This window comes from Labilibaculum manganireducens (assembly GCF_002843385.1).
Taxonomy (GTDB): Bacteria; Bacteroidota; Bacteroidia; order Bacteroidales; family Marinifilaceae; genus Labilibaculum; species Labilibaculum manganireducens.
The window spans coordinates 66,102-89,879 of the sequence record NZ_MVDE01000021.1 but is presented as its reverse complement, the minus strand read 5'-3'; the positions used below and the strand labels follow the sequence as shown (position 1 = coordinate 89,879).

At 36.6% G+C, this 23,778-nt stretch carries 19 protein-coding genes; 9 read left to right on the top strand and 10 right to left on the bottom strand.

Annotation, left to right across the window (positions count from 1 at the left end):
- Positions 1–342: 342 nt before the first annotated feature.
- Positions 343–507: a hypothetical protein gene (locus BZG01_RS21570; RefSeq protein ID WP_180327325.1), complete on the bottom strand. Its 165-nt coding sequence runs from the start codon at positions 505–507 to the stop codon at positions 343–345.
- Positions 508–700: 193 nt separating this feature from the next.
- The gene (locus tag BZG01_RS13990; RefSeq protein ID WP_101310463.1) at positions 701–1,354 is read right to left on the bottom strand and encodes a PQLLE family protein; all 654 of its coding nucleotides are present in this window, start codon (positions 1,352–1,354) and stop codon (positions 701–703) included.
- Positions 1,355–2,038: 684 nt separating this feature from the next.
- Between BZG01_RS13990 and BZG01_RS13980 the strand changes: the two genes are divergently transcribed.
- The 7 genes from BZG01_RS13980 to BZG01_RS13950 all read left to right on the top strand — a co-directional run bounded on the left by BZG01_RS13980 (position 2,039) and on the right by BZG01_RS13950 (position 7,909).
- Positions 2,039–2,842, top strand: a complete 804-nt coding sequence (locus tag BZG01_RS13980; RefSeq protein ID WP_101310461.1) for a hypothetical protein — start codon at positions 2,039–2,041, stop codon at positions 2,840–2,842.
- Positions 2,843–3,513: 671 nt separating this feature from the next.
- Complete coding sequence (locus tag BZG01_RS13975) at positions 3,514–3,876, top strand: DUF2513 domain-containing protein (RefSeq protein WP_101310460.1); 363 nt, start codon at positions 3,514–3,516, stop codon at positions 3,874–3,876.
- 272 nt (positions 3,877–4,148) lie between these two features.
- Positions 4,149–4,550: a GFA family protein gene (locus BZG01_RS13970; RefSeq protein ID WP_101310459.1), complete on the top strand. Its 402-nt coding sequence runs from the start codon at positions 4,149–4,151 to the stop codon at positions 4,548–4,550.
- A gap of 128 nt (positions 4,551–4,678) precedes the next feature.
- Entirely contained in the window at positions 4,679–5,068 is a 390-nt protein-coding gene (locus BZG01_RS13965; protein ID WP_101310458.1) for a hypothetical protein, read from the top strand.
- Positions 5,069–5,344: 276 nt separating this feature from the next.
- Complete coding sequence (locus tag BZG01_RS13960) at positions 5,345–6,211, top strand: SDR family oxidoreductase (RefSeq protein WP_101310457.1); 867 nt, start codon at positions 5,345–5,347, stop codon at positions 6,209–6,211.
- An 11-nt stretch (positions 6,212–6,222) separates the two neighbouring features.
- Complete coding sequence (locus BZG01_RS13955) at positions 6,223–6,987, top strand: SDR family NAD(P)-dependent oxidoreductase (protein WP_101310456.1); 765 nt, start codon at positions 6,223–6,225, stop codon at positions 6,985–6,987.
- A 10-nt stretch (positions 6,988–6,997) separates the two neighbouring features.
- Complete coding sequence (locus tag BZG01_RS13950) at positions 6,998–7,909, top strand: helix-turn-helix domain-containing protein (RefSeq protein WP_101310455.1); 912 nt, start codon at positions 6,998–7,000, stop codon at positions 7,907–7,909.
- 358 nt (positions 7,910–8,267) lie between these two features.
- On the opposite strand, the gene BZG01_RS13945 is transcribed toward BZG01_RS13950, so the two are convergent.
- Positions 8,268–10,280, bottom strand: a complete 2,013-nt coding sequence (locus BZG01_RS13945; RefSeq protein ID WP_101310454.1) for a hypothetical protein — start codon at positions 10,278–10,280, stop codon at positions 8,268–8,270.
- Between the two features lie 10 nt (positions 10,281–10,290).
- Positions 10,291–11,682 (bottom strand): OmpA family protein, encoded by a 1,392-nt coding sequence (locus BZG01_RS13940; protein ID WP_101310453.1) that lies wholly within the window; start codon positions 11,680–11,682, stop codon positions 10,291–10,293.
- Between the two features lie 434 nt (positions 11,683–12,116).
- Between BZG01_RS13940 and BZG01_RS13935 the strand changes: the two genes are divergently transcribed.
- The gene (locus BZG01_RS13935; RefSeq protein WP_180327324.1) at positions 12,117–13,055 is read left to right on the top strand and encodes a TRM11 family SAM-dependent methyltransferase; all 939 of its coding nucleotides are present in this window, start codon (positions 12,117–12,119) and stop codon (positions 13,053–13,055) included.
- 185 nt (positions 13,056–13,240) lie between these two features.
- Here the strand turns inward: BZG01_RS13935 and BZG01_RS13930 are convergent, their stop codons facing one another.
- Positions 13,241–14,542, bottom strand: a complete 1,302-nt coding sequence (locus BZG01_RS13930) for a M18 family aminopeptidase (RefSeq protein ID WP_101310451.1) — start codon at positions 14,540–14,542, stop codon at positions 13,241–13,243.
- A gap of 207 nt (positions 14,543–14,749) precedes the next feature.
- On the opposite strand from BZG01_RS13930, the gene BZG01_RS13925 reads away from it, so the two are divergent.
- Positions 14,750–16,048, top strand: coding sequence for an exonuclease domain-containing protein (locus tag BZG01_RS13925; protein ID WP_101310450.1), 1,299 nt, complete (start codon positions 14,750–14,752; stop codon positions 16,046–16,048).
- Positions 16,049–16,312: 264 nt separating this feature from the next.
- On the opposite strand, the gene BZG01_RS13920 is transcribed toward BZG01_RS13925, so the two are convergent.
- The 5 genes from BZG01_RS13920 to BZG01_RS13900 form a co-directional block, all read right to left on the bottom strand.
- A complete protein-coding gene (locus BZG01_RS13920) occupies positions 16,313–18,127 on the bottom strand; it encodes a prenyltransferase/squalene oxidase repeat-containing protein (RefSeq protein ID WP_101310449.1) in 1,815 nt (604 codons plus the stop codon).
- Between the two features lie 221 nt (positions 18,128–18,348).
- A complete protein-coding gene (locus BZG01_RS13915) occupies positions 18,349–19,344 on the bottom strand; it encodes a prenyltransferase/squalene oxidase repeat-containing protein (protein WP_101310448.1) in 996 nt (331 codons plus the stop codon).
- A 135-nt stretch (positions 19,345–19,479) separates the two neighbouring features.
- Positions 19,480–21,090: a polyprenyl synthetase family protein gene (locus BZG01_RS13910; RefSeq protein ID WP_101310447.1), complete on the bottom strand. Its 1,611-nt coding sequence runs from the start codon at positions 21,088–21,090 to the stop codon at positions 19,480–19,482.
- 374 nt (positions 21,091–21,464) lie between these two features.
- The gene (locus tag BZG01_RS13905) at positions 21,465–22,658 is read right to left on the bottom strand and encodes a radical SAM protein (protein ID WP_101310446.1); all 1,194 of its coding nucleotides are present in this window, start codon (positions 22,656–22,658) and stop codon (positions 21,465–21,467) included.
- A 186-nt stretch (positions 22,659–22,844) separates the two neighbouring features.
- On the bottom strand, positions 22,845–23,705 hold the full coding sequence (locus tag BZG01_RS13900; RefSeq protein WP_101310445.1) for an ATP-binding protein: 861 nt from the start codon (positions 23,703–23,705) through the stop codon (positions 22,845–22,847).
- Positions 23,706–23,778 lie beyond the last annotated feature (73 nt).

Here is a 23,778-nt window from a genome sequence, read left to right as displayed (position 1 = left end):
CCAAATACCGATTCGTATTAATAAAAGCTGCGGTGCGCTGCACCTTTTTTAAAATCCAGCTTGTAATTTCTACAAATACTTCGCAGCGCTGCTGCTTTTCCCTTTCCTTGAATATTTTTTGAATACAAATTACCGCACGAGAATAAAGTGAAGAGCACCATGGTATTTGAGACGCAGATCTTTATGATTTTATAGGATCGGCACTGATTATAAAACATGAGAAATAAAGGTGCAGAGCACCGTGGTATTTGTAGCAACAGCCATTTTTATGATTTTTAGGTACAGAGTACCGTGGCATTATCTGTAAATACCAGTAAGAGCATGGCCAAATACCGATTCGTATTAATAAAAGCTGCGGTGCGCTGCACCTTTTTTAAAATCCAGCTTGTAATTTCTACAAATACTTCGCAGCGCTGCTGCTTTTCCCTTTCCTTGAATATTTTTTGAATACAAATTACCGCACGAGAATAAAGTGAAGAGCACCATAGTATTTGTAGCAACAGCCATTTTTATGATTTTTAGGTACAGAGTACCGTGGCATTATCTGTAAATACTAGTCATACCCTGACAAGAACGGCTTGCTTATAGTCAGAGCATGACGAAATACCAAATTCCCCATAATTAGCTATGCACAAAAAAGCACAGCCCAATTGTTGATTTCAATTTTTGGGCTGTGCTTTAATCTTAGTTTTTTTTAAACTTAGCTTTTAACCAAAACACCTAACACTTCGAGGCGTTGTGGTGTGTCGTAAAGGGCAAGTTTTGCAAGGATATCGAAATCTTCCATCCAATCGCTCAATTCGTGCAGCGCAGCATTCTTCGATTCGGTTGCAACCTGAGACTCTCCCATTTCTTTGTCGAACCCGGATCGAAGAACAAGCAGCGCATCGAGTTCTGCCAGACAGGTTGCAGCCAGCTCAGGAGTCAACTTAATTACTGCAAATTTTTCTTGAATAAGTGCATTGGCTGCAAGTGTTGTGTAGAACAATTTTACCTTATCGAAAAACTCGTTGTATTTTGATGGAAAATACCCTGTTACACCCAACCTTACTTGCGTATCAGGATCTTTGGTGCAGAGAATCCGGGTTAAATTGCGATGCCTTCTAAACTTTGCTTCCAACTCCCCATACGCGGTATTGTAAGCGTTTGAGGCAACACTTGTTTCTGCAACTTCTTTTGCATTTAATTCCCAAACGCTTTTGGCTTTGTTGTACACCGCCCAACCTTCGGCGAATTTTGCATCATCGATACCAAAAGGAATCAAAGCAGCTTTAATATCTGGATGCAATTCGGCATTGCTTAACGCGATACGTGAACGTTCTAAAAATTTTGATTCTGATCTAATAAAAGTCATTGATTTTAGTTTTTAAATTTATTTAAGTTTAATTAATCCGGCATTGAAACTACATAACAATAATTAAAAATCAAACTATTAAGTAAGATTAATTTAAATTAATACTGGAATACCAAATAACGCAACTCCTACTTTATAGTAAAACTGCAGGATGCAGACTAAAACAAGCGTTATGAACGCTGTAATACTTTCTGCATCATTATAAATGAACTTTGTATGCGTAAAAATGGGCTCTGCACACTCAAAATGCACATTGCAGAACTCTTAATGAACGTTGCAGGACTTAGAACGGACTTTGCAGGACTCCAAATAGGCTCTGCAAGCCTTAAAGTGAGCATTGCACGACTTGCAATGGATTATGTACAGGTAATTTTCACCATTGCAAAGCTTCTGCCTGTACTATTACCACTCGTGTTATGTAGAGCAGTTCTTTTTTAGAGAGGCAAAGTGCTTTCTCTGCCTAATTACTACTGTTTAGTGCATTTATTGCTTATTTTTAATGGCCTTTAGAGAAAGTTGTTGTTCTTCTGACTTATTGAAGGGATGGCAATAGTGCGGTTGCAAGGCACAAGACATACCATAAGACAATGTATTGTGCACCTTCCTACTGGCATATTAAAAATAAGTGCACTGGTGCATATTCTAACAAGTTATGGGCAAACATAAAAAACCAATTACGAACATATGATGATACTAAAATTACTTGCTCCAATAATTCTTTTTGCAATAGCCATTTTACAAGGGCTATTTGCTGAAAAGATTAATAAAATTAAGTGGCTAAAGATCACATTGATTTGCTTGCTTTTAGGTTCACTGACAGTCGGATTAATTATTATTTCACTAGATGAAAAAAATGCAAATAATTTTTCAAAACAACAAAAAGACAATATTGATTCTTTAAGAATTGAAAATGCTCAACTTAAAAATAATTTGGATAGTTTGCATAGAGCATTGACAAAAGGAATGGATGATAGAAGTTTGCAGGAAATTGAGCTTAATAAAAAAGTTAGCGAACTAAATATAAAATTAGAACCATTTGTAAAATTAGCATTAACAAAATATCCTGCATATGATTTGCAATCTGCCTTAAACAAAATCGCTCAAGATATTGAGAATGCAAAAAAGCTTGCAGAACCCCCGATTTTAATTCCAAATGCCCAAGAAATAAGTAGGGACAAAACTGGACTAAATATGCTACTTCAATTTAAATTATCAAAAAATCAATCATTAGGTCAAATAATTTTTTACGCCGAGATTGAAGATGGAAGCACTGCAAAAATTGTTGAATTTTGGCCATCTACAAAAGGAGGTGCTTTTAATTCTGGCCCAGACTCAAAAATGATTGCTCCAGATGGGAAATCTAGTAGGTTAATATATTCCTTAATTGGAGCAGGTAATCCAACTTTTGATTTAAAAGTTACAAAAGCGGTAACTGTCAGGATCACTAGCAATTACTTACCTGAACCTTTTATTACAAAGATTGAATAATAAAAGGTCAGACCATAACAAAAGCAACCGTTGCACAAGCAAATAATATTTCTTAAAAAATAAGATGGGAGCTTTAAAAGTTTGCTGCTTAGCGGGCTTTTAAAGCTTCTTTTTTTAGCTTAATAATCCCGAAGCTTTACATTAATGAAGGAGTAGAATGATGCTAAAGCAAAAGGCTAGGAATATTTTAAATTCAGTTGGCTAAAGCCAAACTGCAATAAATAACACACACTATTTACTGTTGTAAGTAGAAAATTAGAGTGTTTATTGCACTTATTTTCAGGCAACAGAGAATAGAAATGTAAATGATTGAAATGAAACGAATGCAAAACATCTATTGCAGTTTGGCTTTAGCCAACTGACCTTGTCAAATTAACAGAAAGGCTTTAGCCACATATAATAATTTGCATTTCATATTTTGAAGGTGTTTTCAATTTTTATGTATGCTTAAAACCGCTATATTTAAACCTTATTTGAGCAGTTTGATGAGTTTTTAGACAGACTGCCGTTATAGCTCATTCACCACATCAGCGTAACCAATTAATTACTGTTGCTAACGTCAAAAATAGTGAGGAAAAAAGAAGCTGAAATTATGAGTTTGCAGATTTTTTAAAACACTGAATATTAATAACAAAATTTGACGTTAGTCAGAATTAAAAAAAAGACACTACATGAAACGGGATCTCGACCTTGTAAAAAAAGTATTAGAGTACTTCGAAGAAAAAAATGCTTGGGGACATGAAAAAGACATGGAAATTAATGGTTTTGACAAAGATCAAGTCTCGTATCATCTAATCATATTATTTGAAGCAAACCTAATTGCTGGTGAATCGATCACCACAAATACAGGAAGAATTTATGACATAATTCCATTTAGATTAACATGGAGTGGACACGAATTTTTAGATAATATACGGGACAATAATAGGTGGAGTAAAATAAAACAAATAATTAAGGCAAAAGGAGGAAGCTTCAGTATGAGTCTAATAACAAAGCTTGCTACAAAATTAGCCGAGGATCAGTTATTTAGTTAAATAAAAATAATTTTCTAAGTCAATGGTTTAAGGATCGATGATTTACCGTATTATTCTAACAACTAATTGTAGGTAAATAAAAAAGAGCTATAACAAAGCTAAATTATCATGGGCGTTGACGAGATGTTTGAAAGTTTAGTACAATAAAGAAACCCCGCTAGTGTGCGATTGTATCGCGTTCTTCGATAAAAAGATAAAAGCCACACGAAAGGATTCGTGCAGTAGCGGGGCGATTTCAACTAAATTCATAATTTAAGAAAGAGACTTATCATATGGAATACTTGGGTTCTTGTTTATGCAAAGGAATTAAATTTAAAGTTATAGGTGACTTTGAGAGTTTTTATTTATGCCATTGCAGATATTGCAGGAAAGACACAGGGGCTGCTCATGCTGCTAATTTGTTTTCCACAACAGCTAAACTAGAATGGATAAAAACACAAACTGAAATTAAAATATTTCAACCACCTAAGAGTAATCATGTGAAAGCCTTTTGTACAAATTGTGGATCAGCTCTGCCCAATATACAAATGGACGGTAAACTTTTAGTTGTTCCAGCAGGATGTTTAGATACTAAATTAGAAAAACGACCCAATGCACATATTTTTATCTCAAATAAAGCAAGTTGGGATGAGTCGTTGGAAGAAATAAAGAAATTTGGACGTTTCCCTGAATAAGAAAAAAATACAAAGAAATTTGCTCCTGTTTTTTTGATATAAATAGACATCGAGAAACAACTTAAAGTAGTAATATCAAGGGTTGTATCCCACTTCAACTGCAATTAATAAATTTTAAAATTAAAAAAATGCCAAACACAAATGATCACTTTATTACAACTCTTAAAAGAGCCCATTTAGAATGGGGTTCACACCGACATACTTCTACAAGAGGTATTATTTATGGAGAGGGTTATTTACAAATTTCTGCACGTAATGCCAGAAATTTAAATCTAACAAATAGTAACTCTACCAATAACAATATTTATACTTGCAATTCAAGTGACGGTTTTCTTGTTAATGTTCAACTAAAATCAACAGGTAGTTCTAGAGCAGGTGCAATACATGCAAAGCAATTTAGCGGAAGAAGAAATCTTCGGTTATTAGGTAACTGGTTCACTCATGTTGATGCCAGAATTGGTGATCGAGTAGAAATTAGATTCATTAGTCCAACAGATATTCTTTTGACCAAATTATAATATCCATAAAATTTGAAATAGCAGATAACAAAAAAAAAGATGTTGCCAATTCGCAATATCAATTTTTATGTATCCTTAAAACCGATATATTTAACACTTAATTAAGCAGTTTGTTGAGTTTTTAAACAGACTGCCGTTAGTCGGAATGATAAAAAAACATCGTGCTAATCCACAAACTTCAGTCATTTATCCGATTTGGCTGATACAAAGATAGATTTGACTACATAACTATTGTTTAACTGTTTCACCTTTGTACTTCACCTAAAGAAATGGAAAATGAAACAAATATTAGTTACTGGTGCTACTGGAGAATTGGGGACTACAGTTATTGAAACCTTACTTAAAACGATGAAAGCTGAAAATATTTCGGTTCTCACAAGAAAAGAAGGCAGAAAAACCGAATTCGAACAAAAAGGATTAAAAACTTTTATTGGTCAATATAGTGATGTTGAATCGCTTGAAAAAGCGATGGAGAACGTAGATACCGTTTTACTAATCTCTTCGGGAGACCAAGGCGATAGAATGCAAGAACATAAAAACGTTATTGATACTGCAAAAAAGAAAGGTGTTCAGAACATTGCCTATACAAGTCGTTCCTTAAAAGACAAAAACACGTTAGTAAATAAACTAATGATAGAACATTTCCTGACAGAAGACTATATTAAACAAAGCGGATTGAAATATATCATTTTTAGAAATGCGTTGTATATGGATGTTTTGCCTCTTTTTGTTGGCAAAAACGTATTTGAGAAAGGGATATTACAACCTACCGGAAATGGAAAAGCTGCCTATGTTTTAAAAGCTGAACAAGCCGAGGCAATAGCTAATGTTTTAATGAAAGAAAATTTCGAAAATCAAACATTAAATTTTACGGGTTCTGATGCATATTCTTTTTATGATGTTGCAACTGCACTTACTGAACTTTCGAGCAAACAGGTAAATTACAAATCTATAGAAGTTGAGCCATTCAAAAAAATAATGTTAGAAAATGGAGTTCCTGAACCAATGGTCAAAAAGATAGTAGGTTTTAATCTTGATATTAAAAACGGACAAGAGGAAACGGTTACAAATGAATTGCAACAATATCTCGGACGTAAACCAAAAAGCCTAAAAGAAGGCTTAAAAATATTATTCAATTTATAAAAACAAACAAAATGAAAAACGAAATAAAAATTGCTTTAGTAACTGGTGGAAGTCGTGGATTAGGAAAAAATATGGCTTTGGAATTAGCAAAAAAAGGACTTCATATAATTTTAACTTATAACACCAACAAAGAAAAAGCTAATGAGGTTATCAAAGAAATTGAGCGTTTAGGACAACAAGCTATTGCGGTTCAATTAAATGTAACAGATTTCCAAAGTTTTGAAACATTCTTTGATACTGTTAAAAAGTCAATTAAATACAAATTCGGAGTTGATAAAATTGACTATCTCGTAAATAATGCAGGAATTGGAATAAACGCACCATTTGCAAAAACAACCGAAGAACAATTGGATACGCTTTATAATATTCAGTTTAAAGGCACCTATTTATTAACTCAAAGAGCATTGAACATTCTAAACGATGGTGGAGGAATTGTAAATGTATCAACGGGACTTACTCGTTTTGCCTTAAACGGATTTTCAGTTTATGCATCTATGAAAAGTGCTATTGAAACCTTAACTAAGTATCAGGCAAAAGAATTAGGTGAAAGAGGAATTCGGTCAAATGTGATCGCACCAGGAGCTATCGAGACAGATTTTGGCGGTGGTGCAGTTAGAGATAATGAAAAAATGAATAATTTTATTGCATCTAACACCGTTTTAGGGCGTGTTGGATTACCAGATGATATAGGTAGTGTCGTTGCCTTTTTATGTACCGACGATGCAAAATGGATAAATGCACAACGCATAGAAGTGTCTGGAGGACAAATGATTTAAAACAAAAAAAATGTCTATACTTCACATAAAAAATATCACCGAATACCATAGATTAATGCAGTTACCAAAACCACAGCATCCTTTGGTTAGCGTAATTAATTTTGCCGATATTAAAAGGAAAGAAAATATAACGGTTTCAAGGTTTACTCACGGTTTTTATTCAATTGCCTTAAAACAGGTGTTTAATGGTAAAATGAAATATGGACAACAGGAATACGACTTTGACGAAGGCGTATTAGCTTTTATAGCACCTAATCAAGTAATGCGTATTGAAGTAGAAGATGAACAAAAATTAAATCATTCGGGTTGGTTACTTATTTTCCATCCCGATTTTTTATGGCATACATCTTTGGCTAAAAAAATTGAGAAATATGACTTTTTTGGTTACGAACTAACCGAAGCACTGCATCTTTCGGACAAGGAACAAAATATGTTAACTGATTTGATGCAAAATATTAATCACGAATATAATTCAACTATTGATAAATTCAGTCAAGATGTTATCATTTCGCAATTGGAATTATTACTCACTTATTCAGAACGGTTTTATCAACGTCAATTTATCACTCGAAAAAAATCGAACCATAGAATACTTGAGCAATTCGAAACACTTTTAAATAATTATTTTAAAAGCAAAGACCTACAGGAAAATGGATTGCCAACAGTTAATTATCTGTCTGCTTCATTGAACTTATCACCCAATTATTTAAGCAGATTATTAAAAACACTATCGGGAAAAAGCACTCAAGAATTTATTCACGAAAAACTAATGCAATTAGCTAAAGAGAAACTTTCAACTACAGAGTTATCGGTAAATGAAATTGCATTCAGTTTAGGATTTGAACACCCTCAATCTTTCGGTAAATTATTCAAGAAAAAAACGGAATTGACCCCATTGGAATTTCGAAAATTATATAATTAAAAAAGAATTTAGGAAACCACTACAGCTAGTCAAGTATGCCAGGGGAATTTGACTTCGTCGATTTTCAATTCACCCCTAACTTCTCACAGAACCGTATCCCGAAAAAAAATCGGGACAGGCAGTGAATCTCTCAATTCATACGGCTCTTATTATGCAGTCAATTCAATTTTAGGTCAACTGATAATCCAATGTACAATGATAAAATAGATTGAGATAACAATTACAGATATGCCTTAACCATTTCACAGCTTTCATTTTGCTGCCCCGCTAGTGTGCGATTGTATCGCGTTCTTCGATAAAAAAAAATACCAGTTTAAAATATATGGAGATCCCAAAATAGATCATGCCCCAGCTTTATTTACAGTTCCATTTCAAATACAATTAAATCGCCTTTATCCGTTAATCTTGTGGCACTAATTGCTACAAAATTCCCATCAGCAGCTGTTAAATCGTTTAGTTTAATTCCTTGTGGTAAACTAAATTCTTTTTCTGATTGAATAATCCCTGTTTCATCGATATGGACTAGTTTGATTTTGTGATTAAATGTTCCTGCAATCACAAAACTATTATCCGGTAAAGTGATAATTTGTTCTATAGTTCCATTTCCAGAAGCAGGAATAGGAGATTCCCAAATTTTTTCCCCATTTGTATTATAGGCACTTGCAAACGCTCCAATAGTATTTATACCCGCAAAAACCAGTGTATTGTTCCCATTAATACCAACAGCGGTCGATTTTACATCTTGATCCAACAAAATATCCCATTGTAAATAACCTGCCTGGTTAACAGCAAATATCCAGTTGCCGGCAGCAGCATAAGTAATACCTGAGGTATCACCAGCTAAATTATAAACCTTGCCCTTGCTTGAGTAGGCACGTGACCACAACATTTTACCATTGGCATTGAGTTTTACCAAACCAGGCGTAAAAGTGGAATCTTTTGCGTTTTTGCTATAGCCTGCAACTAAAATTTTATTGTCGGGATCAACTACAAAATCAATTACTTCATCCATATCAATTCTCTGATTAAATATATTTTTACCATTGGCATCAAGCTTATAAAGCCAGGCTTGCCCCGCCACACTATCAACTATGGCATCAGTAATACCGGCAACATAAATTTCGTTCTCAGCACTTATGCTCACTTTATTTACAAGATCATCGAAACGGTTGCCCAACATCTTATTCCAAATCATTTTTCCACTGGTATCCAGGCCTAAAAGCCAAGAGTCATACATCTCTCCTTCTGCTTTGCGCGACGATGCAGCTACTACAAACTCTCCATTTGGGCGTTTGGCAATTCCACCACCAAAATCGTTAAACTGCTGGTTATCGAACCCTTTTACAAACTGGTAATTTTCCATCGGAAAATCCGTAAGGATCTTTTCTCCCAATACACTGGCTTTTAGGTTAAAAATATCGACGTAACGACTGCCTTCTGGGAATGCAGACACAAATTTGTTGTAAGCCTCTAAGCTATTTACACTTTTAGCCCATTCAAAAAGCAATTTCTGTTTTACAGCTTTAGCTTCCGACATTTTTGATGAATTGGGAAATTCTACCATAAAATGCTCAATAGCTTCAAGTGTATTTTTATCGTGTGCTTCTTTAAAAGCCATTCCTTCCATTAATTTCTTAATCTCTTCAACTTGAGCCGCCTCAGGATATGTTTCAACAAAATTCCGGAAACCAGCTAATGATCCCTCATTTACAGCAATTTTACAGGCTAATTGATTGCGCATCTTTATTGCGATATCAGCTTGAGCTGATTCGGGATAATCCTTTAAGAACTGATTAAATGCAGCAAGCGTATTTTTATTCTCGGCTTCACGAAACAGGATGTAATTCAAAATATGTGAAACATTGGTATAGTATTTCGAATCGGGAAATTCTTTTAAAAACCGCTTGGCATAATCTGTATTATTTTCCTCCCGCACATATTTAATCAACTTATCTTCCACTTGCTGACGCTGCCAGTCCATGTTTTTAATTACAGTTCTATTGCTGCGCTTTTTATCTTGTTTGGAAAACAAATCATTTAAAACATCGTAATCGTCTGCAGTAAACTGAGATTGTGCTTCATAAGCTTTCTGAAAGTATCCCCAGGCTTTAAAATAATCTTTGTCAGAATATTCATCATAGGAGTAAACAATGGCTAGTCCTAAATTAGCCATTGCTGATTCTGGTTCTTCCAGTAAAACTTTATCGAAATCTTCTTTAGCCTTACCAAGTTCTTTGTCAATATCGGCCTTTGCACTTGCCTCCATGCCTTTGAACAGATAATTATTGTATATTTTTTTAGGCTTCTGTGCTAAACTAATAAATGATAGCAGCAGTGAAATGATTAGTATATTTATTTTTCTTGAATTCATAAGTAAGAGTTTATTTTTTGAGTACTAAAAATTCCACACGACGATTCTTTGATCGTCCGACTTCTGTTTTATTGGTATCTAAAAACTTAGATTCTCCATACCCAACACCTTTGATTATTTGAGAATTGATTCCTCTGTCAACAAGATAGGTAACCACAGACTCTGCCCGTTGCTGACTTAAACTTTGATTTAATTCATCAGAACCCACATCATCAGTGTGCCCGCTAATCTCAATCAAACTAACTGTTCCTTCTTTTAAAAAACCGACTACTTTATCGAGTTCTTCGAATGAAGTTGGCAAAAGCGTACTTTTACCCGTTTCAAAGAAAATATTATTTAAAATAAGGGCACCTCCTTCTTCAATATTTCTTAATCCCTCGGTAAAAGCATCTTTAGGCAGCAGCGGCTCTTTAAAAACAACAGTACCCTCAGAGTGGCAATTGTTTTGATCACTTACATGATAAGTATATGTACCTGCTTTTAGGTTTTGAATTTTTTGTACATTTTTTGTTCCGTTACTCCAATCGATAGTATAAGGAGCTTCTCCTCCTGATATTTTTAAGCTAATAACACCATCATTTATTATTTTACTAATTTGACCTGTAACCGGATTCAGACCTCCTGTGTAAGAAGAATCAATAATCACGCTTGCTAAATCTTTAGGAACGGATGCACACATTTTACAATCAACCAGCGGACGAATCTCAAAATCGTCGAAAAAGTAGTAAGCATATGTCTTGCCTTTTTTATTCTTAGTATCACGACCAGTAACTACATAGTTTGTGTTATCATAGTTATTAAAGTTACCTACAACAAAGTATTCCTCACCTCCTTTAGCTGTATATACCTGACAGAACTGGATCCATTCTTCTGTATTGTCTAAAAATAAACCTTCTTTGTTCGTTAAATGCGCCTTTAAGTTTAAAAATGTTTTATTATCATTCGTTATTTCTGAATCTGTAAAATGCATGCTCAACTGATCAACAGCAAATTTACTTCCTGATGCTAATTTGTACCAAAATGAAACACAATATTTTTGACCTGCAAGCATAGAGCTGCTTAAGGTACCTTGAATGTATTCTCTGAAATCGCGGTTACTTCCACTTAAAATAGCTCCCACGTAAGCTTTACCAGATTTAGCCTTGCTGTATCCTGCAAAATTATCTGGTACTTTTACTTCATTAGAGCCACACTCATTGAAATAATCGGGAGTAGTTGCTGTTGGATAGGTCCAGTTAGGTATTAATTTATGTGTGTGGTCCATAAAAGTGTAACTTTCAGGACATTTTTCATACACTTCGAAACCAGGGTTAAGTACCATATTCTGAACTTGGGCATAGGATCCAAACCATGTGAAAATAACACTCAATGCCATGAGATATTTTAGGTAGATATTTTTCATTATAAAATGGAATTATGTTTGTGTTGCGTAAAAATAAATAAATATATTGAATTGGTACGTTTAATGATGAAACCGCAACATAAATTATAGTTTTTGCTAAACGATTTATTTTTTAATTTATTTTCTTTAAAAACTTACTAATGAGATACATTGTATTTATAATTATACTATTTCAGCATGGATAATAAACGGTTAAAACATGAAATTAAATAAATTAACCCCTCAGGAAAAATATCTTATAATTATCTGGTGTGCTCCCTCCCACTAAATGGGAACAGTTCACCCATTTGGTGTAGAGTCTGCTCTTTACCTTTTGCAAAGGATGTGCCTTAACGGGCAATGCGAAAATCACACAGAGAAAAGAATATCAGGCACAAAAGATGGGATTTGATTTTATAGTATCATCTTTGCATACAAGGTGAAAAAATATGCAGATGAACAAATATCTATATTCCTTTAATTGTGATAGCACCGAAAGGGAGTTGTGCACGCTCGAATCGAGATACATTTTTAATAAGGAAGAAAAGAACAAGCTGCTTTTTTCCGATATAAAAGTAGATCCTTCAAGCAGTGCTTTCATTAAAAACAGACTTGACATTATTTCCTATTCTGAAGATTACCCGACTTTACTAAATGAAATCGAAAAAGAATATATACGCGTTGAAGGTTTCAAAATTGAATATTTAGTTGTTTACGGTGATGCAACTGAGTATACTGACAGGCTAAATAAGTTAAGAGATATTGGCTACCGCATTGAAGGTGTTCATGATTATTACAACCCAACAATAACTTATGCTTTGTGTTGTTACGAGGACATTTGGTATTTTGGTGTTTCGGTTAAAAACAACATAGCCTGGCACAAACACAAGCAAAAACCATGCTCGTTCAGCAACTCAATAGGTGTAAATGTTGCCAAAGCTCTTGTTAATATTGCTGCAAAGGCAAATAAAGAGAAAATGATACTGGATGCATGTTGTGGTGTTGGCACAATCATGTTGGAAGCCTGTTTTGCAGGAAATAACATTGAGGGCTGCGACATTAACGGAAAGACATGTAAGAATGCCCGAAAAAATCTTTCTCATTTCAACTATACTGCAAATGTTTATCATTCGGACATTAAAGACATTAGCAAAAGGTATGAGGCTGCCATTATCGATCTGCCCTATAATTTGTTCACCAATGCAACAGATACTGATATCTTACACATTATTGAGTCGACAGCAGAAATCACAGACCGGCTTGTTATCGTATCTACCTCGGATATTACAAAGGTAATCAGCAGCACAGGATTCAGAATATCAGATCATTGCAGCGTTAGTAAAAATAGAAAGGGAAATTTCGCCCGAAAAATATGGGTTTGTGAAAAGAATTAAGAGGATAAAGCTCCTGCGCAGAGTGCAAGCTTCGTTAAAATAAAAAGAGGATGTCCGAAAAGTAAAGTTTCACTTAGAAACATCTGTTATTCAAATATACAGATTCTTCGTCCCGATTCTTCGGGATCAGAATGACAATAAAATTGAACTTTTCGGACACCCTCTTTCTTATGCTTTAGTTTTTGCTACAATCCAAAAAAGCTTGTGAATACTTTACGGATGTACACATTGTCTTTAACGCCACCCGTTTCGCGAACCGAGTGCATAGCAAACATGGGATTTCCGATGTCTACTGTGCGGATATCTACCTGACCGGTTGAAACGTTGCCAAGAGTGCTGCCTCCCACTAAATCGGAACGGTTCACAAACTTTTGGTAAGGAATATCTGCATTCTTACACAAGGTTTCGAATACGGTTCCCGAATCGCCGTCGGTAGTATATTTTTGGTTGGCGTGAATCTTAATTACCGGTCCTTTGTTGATGTACGGACGGTTGGTTGGATCGTGCTTTTCCGTACCATTTGGATGTACGGCATGAGCCATATCTGCCGAAATCATGAAAGAATTATAAACTGCCCGGTGAAAGGCTTCCATGTCTTTCCCCAATTTAAAAACAATGCGCTGCAGCAAATGGCGCAACACCGGCGATCCTGCTCCCTGCTTGGTTAAACTACCCACTTCTTCGTTGTCGAAAATAGCCAGCATTCGCGTTTTCTTCGATTCGCCTGAGGCCAATAACGCTTTTAATCCGGCATGCGACATGGCCAAATCGTCTAATTTGGGTGCAGAAATAAACTCCTCATTCAGACCCAGAATACAGCCTTTTTCCACTTCGAATAAATTAATATCAAAATCGATAATGGCTTCTGCATCAATCTTCAACTCCTCAGCCATCAGGTTTACCAAACAATTGTCCTTTTCCATTTCATCGGTGATCATGGCCAGCAATGGAAGCATGTCCTTTTGTTTGTTTAATGCACCACCTTCGTTCACCTCACGATTCATGTGAATGGCCAAATTCGGAATCACCATCAAGGGGCGGTCAATCTTCACATACAAATGCTCCGGATTCAACGGATCGTTTGATTTTACAGATACTCTGCCGGCAATGGAAAGCGGACGATCCATCCAGGTTCGTAAAATCGGGCCGCCATATACTTCTGTATTCAGCTTCAGATAATTTCCTTCTACTGCTATCTCCGGATTTGGTTTGATTTTAAATCCGGGCGCATCAGAGTGTGCACAAATCAATTGGAAACCTTCTTCTTCAATTTCCCCCTTACCAATTACAAAAGCAAAAAGAGCCGAACCATTTTTTGTTGTAAAGTACTTCCCTCCTTTTTCAAGAGTCCATTCTTCACGAAGATCCAATTCCTGAAATCCTGCTTCGTTTAATTCTTTACGGATATTATTTACAGCATGGTAAGTACTCGGGCTTTCATGAATAAAATCAATCAGTTCCTGTGCTTGTTGTTTGTCAAGGTTCATAAGTGTTTTTTTATTTTGTGTTTTCTATTTCTGAGTCTCAAAACTACATTATTTTTAAGAATTAGGAATTATAAATGATGAGTTATTAATGCACTTACATGTATACTTAAATTCATAATTTCTCATTCATAACTCATAATTCCCGTCATAATTTCTTCAATAATATTATATTTGTTACCAATCAAAAAAACTAAGCCAAATCAACCCATGACAAGCGACTCGATACTGGAACTTTACAAGCATCAATTTGCCGTTATTTCACTGGAAACTACCGGTATTTCACCTCAACACGGCGATCATTTAATCGAACTGGCCATTCAAACTGTAAATTGGAACGGCGAGCTTCTCGATAGTTACGAAACATTAGTTCACCCCGGAAAAGATATTGAAGGCTTCCAGATTCATGGCATTACGGATGAAATGGTAAAAAATGCACCTTCCATTTCGGAAATTGCACCAGATATTTTATCCCGTTTAAACGGCAAAACACTGGTTGCACATGACCTTGATTTTGCCATCCGTTTTTTACAACCTGCATTAAATGGAGAACTTGCTGATTTTAAAGGCATCTGCACCCTAAAATTGGCTAATTTGGTTGCTCCTGAATCCGGCTTGCGCCGCCTGGAACAGCTATGTACTTATTACGACATCGATTTATCTGCACGGCATACCGCTAAGGCTGATTCATTGGCAACAGCAAAGCTTTTCTCTATTCTTAAAAACCTGTACAACCAGCAATTTGAAATAGAGGATTTTGTAAAAGATTTTCTATATGTTAATACTATTGAAGATTGTCCGAAAGAACGGAACCTGTTTATTAAGCGCAAAGAGGCAAGAAACATTGCAAACATTCAAAAAACACGACTTTACGACTTATTAAACCGATTGACATCCAATGCCGGAGATTCGGTGCCTGTACGTCAATATTTGAATGTTCTGGACCGTGCTCTTGCCGATCGTATTCTTAGCGAAAGAGAAATCGTTTCACTGGTAGAACTGGCTTCGGATTACAAGCTATCCAAAGATCAGGTTATGGAAATTCATGAGGAATATTTGCGAAAGTTAATTCGCATTTACCTGCTCGATGAGATTTTGACCAATTCTGAAATGGAAGATATAAATCTGGTTTCTGAATTGCTGTGCATTCTGCCAAAAGATCTGAAATTGTTGATAGAATATGAACGGACTAAGATCCAAATCACTACTCCGGGCGTTCAAAAGCAGCTAAAATCATTAAAAGGAAAAAGTGTTTGTTTCTCTGGTCATTTAAATTGCAAAATAAACGGACAACGTATCGATCGGGAATTGGCTCAGCAACTGGTAAAAGAGCGTGGTTTGATCTTAAAACGGGTAGTTTCCAAAAATGTTGATTACCTGATTACCGCTCAGGTGGATTCTTTCTCGGCAAAAGGCCGCAAGAACCGAAAAGCCATGGAATATCATGTAAATGTAATGGATGAAAAGATTTTTTGGGAGATGATTGGAGTGGCTGTAGATAATGAATAAATAAAAATGAACAATTACTAAAATATGAAGGTGCGATTAATCACGCCTTTTTTTATACTACAAAAGAGGCAAATTAAACGCACCCTTTCGCCTGTCGGCACTTTCCCTTTTAAGGGAAAGATTCAATAATTAAGCAGATTTTCATAAAATAAGTTCAAAAGTATGATTCTCCCTTTTCAGGGGAGATGTCCGAAGGACAGAGGGGTGAGTTCTGTGAATACTTATAGATTCCAAATAGTATTTTGACAGGTTGAACAAACGCTGTCAGGTCTTTTCTGAAAAAGCTTCTTCTTTTTCCTTTTGAAAGGCTAAGGATTCCAATGCCTCTTTTAGTGCAGATCCGGCAAATACCAAAGGATACATATCCTCGAAATACCAAAGGGAAGCAAAATAAAGTCCGATAGGTGTGGCTTTAATTTCTGATAAATCTTTGGGTAAGTTTTGCTGCAGCCAATTAATCCCCTTGCTTATTTGCTGCCAGTTATCTGTACCACTCAAGGCTCTAATTGCCAGCGAAGTTTCTTCAATTGTTGAGATCAGAGAAGTATTTCCGCCCCATCCACCATCCTCATTCTGAGTTGAAAGAAGAAAATCAGCTGCTTTAATTTTCACTTCACCTGATCCAAATATACATACTGATTCAATGCAGGTTAAGGAATACAAAACAATGGAAGTTCCATACACAGGATTGTGATGTTTCGCATCATCTTCGTTCCCAAACCACAGTGGCAGCCAGGAACCATCCACTTGTTGTGTTGACTTTATATACCGCCAGGCTTTTCTGAAACAGGCGTGAATTTTTGCTCTTACTTCCGGATCCATTTCCTTGTTCCAAAAACTAATTGCTTTCATGGCATGAGCCGTAATATCAGGACAAGAGCAATCAAATGGCAATTTTCCCCAGCCTTTGCAGAATGTAGGCATTCCGCCATCCGAATTTTGCAATTTCAGCAGCCAGTTTATTCCCTCTTCAACCACTTTCTTTGGAATCTCCTGAAACCCTTTCAGTCGATGTAAGGCAACCAGTACCCCCGAAGTATCATCCGCATCCGGCACTCCCCCCTGCAGGTGTGTCCAGGCCCAACCGCCAGGTTCTGCTTTGGTAAAGGGATGTACTGCTTTCAATTGCTGATCGAGTAAACAGCTTACAGTCTTTTCTATTTCAGGCAAGCTTGCTAAATTGTCGTCATCCAATGCATTTACCGACAAGGAAGTCACCCAGGTGGCTAAATGTGTATCAATCGGCCAGCTTCCATCCTCCCGAATCGATTTACTCAAGAAATCAGACGCTTTAGAGCAAACCTCAAGCTCTTTCTCTCCCGATCCAACCAAACTCATGAGAACGAATCCCGTTAGCGGTGCGGCCTCTAAAAAGCCTCCGTTATCAGGTTGTTTTTCTGCCAGTACCTTCAACACCTTTGCTTTTACCGATTTATTTAAAGTCGCAATGGGTTTGCTTGCTTTGGTATTTACTGATTTCACCAATCCAATAGCTATCAAAGCCGGAATGGCATAACTTACTACAGAAAGGTTCAGCAATTTGAACAGTCGATCGGGAAAAACCGCCATCTGAAAAGGCAGTTGCGGCACCAAATCCCAGCCTTTTTCTCCCAGTTTGCCGGATAATGCACACATGGCCAAAATAGGAACCGAAAAGGTCTGATCTTTCTGATAATGATTGAGAATAGCGGTACTTATTGATTCCGGATCCAGTTTTTTCAATCGATCAGTCAACCAATTTTCAGCATTGTGAATGCAATCTGCATAAGTAGGATCATTTTTCACAATGGCAAAACAAGCCCAGGTTAAAAGTGTTGTGCTCAAGTTACTTTTGCTTCGAATGGTATCTCCCCATCCGCCATCCAAATTGGAATTGTTCGCCAACCAGTGTAATCCTTTTTGGATATGGAAATTGTATTTCTTTGGATCGTACTTCCACAATGCAAATACCGCAATTGCCGTTGACAGCGCACTGCTTGACAATCTGCCATCCCAGAATCCCTTCTCATTCCGAAGAGAAATGATGTAAGCATCCAATTTTTGTTTTAGGGATTGTATGTTGTCGTAGTTTGGCGTCATTTTTTAAATAAATATCAAGTAATAAGAATCTCTTCAAATTCAGCAGATTCCTTAGGACGGCTGTAAAACCCATAACTTATAATTCCTAACTCATAACTCATAAGTGCATCATCCTGAACAAAGTGAAGAATCTCTCCCTATTCAACAGATCCTCCGGTTCCTTGGGATGACAATGAAATCCGCAACTCATAACTCATAACTCATAACTCATAACTCATAACTTAAGAAAGTACTCCTAAACCCAAAAGCGCATAGTAGGTATATTCCACATCACAGGTCATATCCGCAATACTGCCAAAGAATCCACCGGACTCATCCCAGTGCAGATTGATGAAATTTACGGAATTTTCAGCATAATCCTGCATATTTTCTCCTGTTACCTGCAAAGCAAGAAGCGCTGTTGAAGTAGACAACAGATCAGCAAGAGGAACACCTTCTGCGGCTTTGAATCCCCCGCGTTTGGTTAGCATTTGTTTCAGCCATTCCTTTGTTTTCACCATTTCTTCCAACCCACTGTTTGAACTCATGATCAATCCTGCCGCAGTTGACGAAGTAACACCGTCAATGCTGTTCTCTTCATTGGCAAATGATCCGTTTTCAGCTCTTAATGATGTATTTGCATCTGTAATCTCATCCAAAACGTCCTGCTCGGTTTGCAAGTCCTGATAAAGTGTCCACATCAGATAATTTGCGTAAATGGTAGATTTGGATGCACCTTTTTTGTTGTGATTGTATCCGTTGTCGCTTGCTATATATTCCTCCAACTCCCATAACAATGCAGAGCAATTAATTCTCAATGATTTCACTACTTTTCCAAGAATTAGATCTTTAGCAAAACTAATGCTAAGGAATTTAGAAGCAGACAATCTGGATTTTTGCCGCAAATCAATCAGATGCAGCAAGAAATCGCATCGGACAAAACAAATTGAATGTACAAAATCAAGTTTCCCTTCCTGTTTTATCCTTTTTAGAAATTTTCGTTCTTCCAAAACATCCAGTTTAACATCTAAAATCAGAGCCAGAGTATAACCAAACACCGAATAGTATAAATCAGCATTTCCTGCCCGATCCATAAATCCTCCGTCATCACATTTCTGAGAAGCTAAAAAAGATTTGATCTGATTTTGTGCTTCATCGCTTAGTACTTCTATTGATTTTAAAAGTGCTTCGAGTATGGATTGATTGCAGCTTTTAGTGATTTGCTTATTTTGGAACATCTACTTGTAATATGGTTTAACTTTATTGTCCTCAAGCCGGACTGGCTTCTACTTTTTTCTACTTACCCCTAAATCCCCTGAAGGGGACTTTAAAAAACAATTTGTATATCATTAGACCCCATAAGGAGTTGGGGATTATTGATTCTCCGGAACAATTCGATTCACCAGCCGCGTCAATAATATTTTCAATGTTGGATTAATTAATGATCGTAAGGCTTTTAAAGCATTTCGCTTGTAAATATTCAGCATTTCTTCAGCCTCCTTCATTGCCTGTTTGGTCTCCGGCCATTGTAAAAACTCTGTAGTGATGCTTTCATCCCCATTCTTTGTTCGCTCGAACCATTCCTGCATCTTTTCCGGATGCTTTTGGTTCAAAAGAGTTGAAACCAAAGATGGCTGAACAGTATTAAATCCACTGACAATCCTTTTTTGCTTAAAATCATCCAAATCATCATTAATTTGATATGCAATACCCAAAGCCTTGCTATACTCCGATATGATATTTAAAACAGCTTCATCAGCATCTGCTAAAATTGCGCCAAATTGCAGTGCCACCTCAAATGCGGGAGATGTTTTGTTGCTAAAAATACGCAGGATCTCTTCCTTTGTAAGTAATCTCTTATTGTTTCTCCACAAGAGCTCCTCACCTTGTCCAAGCGACAAATCCCGATGTCCGTAAACGGCAATTTTCAATAATTTTCGAATGTGTTTTGCCTCCGATTCAGCGATTAACTGATAACCAAAGCCTAACAATAAATCTCCCACATTTAAGGCAACAGGAATATTATATTCTTTATGAAGAGCTGGTTTTCCATATCTCTCATCATCTTCATCAGCAATATCATCATGAATCAAGGAAGCTTTGTGAAAACATTCTATGGAAACAGCCAATTTTTTAATCGTTTCGTCATATTCACAGTTCTCTCCGCTTAAAGCATCGAAAACCGCAAGCATGATAATCGGCCGCCAGCGTTTTCCATCAGTCTCCATCCAACGAACTGCAATATCCACAGTATCATCATCCTGTCCAAAAAGAGACTTTAATTGAGCCGTTGAAAACCAATCTTTTACTACTGATTTTATGGAATCCAGATCAATCCATCCTTTCCAATTTGTTTCACTGCGCATGGAAAGCACTTCATCCAACCAAATTTTATCCACTTTAGAATCCTTACAATCATTATTATACAAAGGAATTGCAAGAGATGGAACAGCCTCTTTTACCGCCAAAGGAAACGAACGTTCAAAGGAATGCAGGCAACCTACACCAATCACACATTCTACCTGACCTGAAGACAAAAGCAAACTTGCCGAAGTAGTTCCTTCAGTAACAATGGTGTGATAGGCCAATTCATCGGCCTGAGAAATGATTTCAGCCAAATCGCAGCGACCGCATTGCTCACAAAGCAATCCGAGTTCATCGTACTTTGCCGGGCATTGAGTAGAATGACTAATGCACTTAGGCAATAAAAGAATTCTGCGGTTAAAAGGAATTCCGGCAACAATATGACTCCATGCATAATTGTTAATCATCACAGCCAAAAGCTTTTGGTACAAAAACAACTCGGGATGCTTGCTGATCAATTCACCGGAATGAAAAATGACTTCCTCTTCCTGCAAAGGCGGTATCAATTCGCATTCGGCAGCGTAATCTCTGATCAAATCACGAATCTGCTTCAACTTTTCAGGATGCTGAGGCAAATCGTTTCCGAAGCTTATATTTGGCTGGTTGTTTCTTACAATCATTTTTTACAATTAACAGTGATCAGTTAACAATTAGCAAGGTTTAGAACCTCATCTTAAATCTCTCTCCTAAAGCTACTCTTTATACCCAAATATTTACTTTCCCAGGCAATAGTTTGATTATAAACCTAAGCACCCTTCTGTTCTTCGAACATCTCCCCTTAAAATGGGAGAATCGTTCACAAACAGAATCTTCCCTTCTTGAGGGGAAGTGCCGACAGGCAAAAGGGTGTTGATTCCTGATATTATCCTTTTATACTTCTTGTTGGTTGAAAAAAATCAAGAGCAACAAGATTTGTATAAAGAGTAGCTCCTAAAGGAGAAGTACTTTAAAAACTGCAACATTTTTAATTCGTAATTATTAATTCCTAATTCTCTTATCCGTATGCTCCAAAGCCAAAGAAAGAATGCTTTTTGGCAAAGCGATAAACCCAACTTTTTTCAGGAATCTCTTTTCCCGGAATATGATGACCTGCGCAAGGCTTCATTTTATTTAATTCTTTAAATGAGGCATTCCTTTTAGATGAATCATAAGCACTTACATCTTTTAAGATCGTATGCAATTCCTGTGGATTATCTAATAAAATACATCCTTGAGTACACTCGTTGATGCCTTTTCGCAAGCCTCCAATGAATTTTGAATTCTCGATGATATTGGCAATATCAGAGCCATCGCCAACTGTTTCGCCTGCAAATTGAATTGGCGGACAAAATTCGATATCTCCATAAGGGTTGATGTGATGCGACAAGCCCAAAGCTCCGGGACATATGGCTTGTCCTTTCTCGTCCCAGTATGTATCGATAATCATTAAAGGAGCTTTCACCCGGATATCAACCATAAATTGCCGCAATTCCAAAATCTCTTCCTCAGATAAAGCCAAATCGGTATTTGGACGTTCACCTACAGGACGATAAATGTAAAACCACAGGTAGTGAATTCCTTTTTTGATGCAGGAATTCACAAATTCCTCGTTCACCAAATCCTTAAAATTGGACTTGCATACGCTTGTAGCAACACCAGTGAACAATTTATTCTTGGTAGAAGCCTCAATTCCATTCATGGTTCTGCCATATACATTGTTGGCACCTCTGCGGATATCACTCACATCCTGCAAACCTTCCACACTAATTAATGGCGATACATTGCCAAGTTTTCGAAGCTTTTGCGCCACTTCATCCGTCAGCAAAGTCCCGTTGGTGAACATCTGAAAATAACAATCGGGATGTTGTTCAATTACCTCCATTAAATGAGGATACATCAAGGGTTCTCCTCCCAATAAGCCAAAGAAATAAGAACCTTTCTTTTTACTGGAAACAATGATATTATTCAAAGTTTCCATATCCATTCCTTTGGATTGATTGTTGATGGTTACCCAACAGCCCTGACAATTTAGATTGCAGTTGTCTGTTACCGAAATCATCATAAAAGCAGGATACAACTCACCGTTTTTCAGACGTTTCTTGTGTTTCGAAACCGCTTTCATTCCCTTCCAGCCCAAATTATAGCCAAGTTTCCAAAGCAATCGGGCATCCACCTGTTTTAGTATTCTTGTTCCGAGAGAAAATATCATTTTTTTAGTAATTAGTACTGAGTAGTTAGTATTTAGTACTGAGTAAATAGTACACAGTAACTGGTACTGAGTAATTAGTACACAGCAATTAGTACACAGTAATTAGTACAATGTAATTAGTATTACTTGAAACTCATTTCAAGCTAAAGACTAGTTACCAATAACTAACTACTAGTTACTTTTTTTTTAACAACAGCTCGAGTTTGAATCACCATCTTTGCAATCGCAGTTACTTTCCGAATCATCCTTACAATTGCAGTCACAGTCACATTTCTCAGCTTTCTTTTCTTCTTCTTTTTTATCAGCTCCGCTGCAGCAAGCCCGGCGCTCCTCTTCAGCCATCTTAAACTGATCTTTTTTCAGTAAAGAAACCTGAAAATTCTTTCTTCTGGCACTTAAAACAGAATAAACATCATCGTTCTGAATTTGTTCCAAAATATCTGTCTTTTCATTTTCGGTACCATCACCTTCGCCACCATCTATTGGACTTTCGGCGTGCTTTGGGAAAATAATTGCATTCTGAGGACAAACACGGGCACAGGCAGGACACATGTCCTTACAATTCGCCGAAGCTGAAACCACAACAGTTCCGTCATCCTCAACAGAATAAACACTAAACAAACAAAAGTTCAGGCATTTGCGGCATCCGTTGCAACGCTCGTAATCAATTACCGGATACCATGGTTTCCAAGAATCGGAATATTTAATTTTTAAAGGTGCTCCGGTGTTCGATTCCAATGCAGAAATAAGCTCATCCCTACCTTCTTCCTCCACATGATGATATTCTGTGCCATTCCCATCTGCTTTTCGTCCTGAGTTGTCCACTAAATGTTGCATCGCACGAGTCTGACAACCAAAAACAATAGCATCTTTTGCATTGTACAAACTTTCCAAATCATCCGGATTCTTCAAAATTGTACCACACATGTCCTCAATATAGGTATAAGCTATATTTTTCTCCTCCAAAGTGCTCATTAGCTTCTGAACCGAAGATTTTTCGATCTTTCCATCCTTCTCGCACCCGCAAATAAATATTTGTTTGCTCATTTTTTTAGTATTTAGTACGTCGTAAGTTAGTACGCAGCTCTTAATTTACTAAACACTAATAGCTGGTTACTAA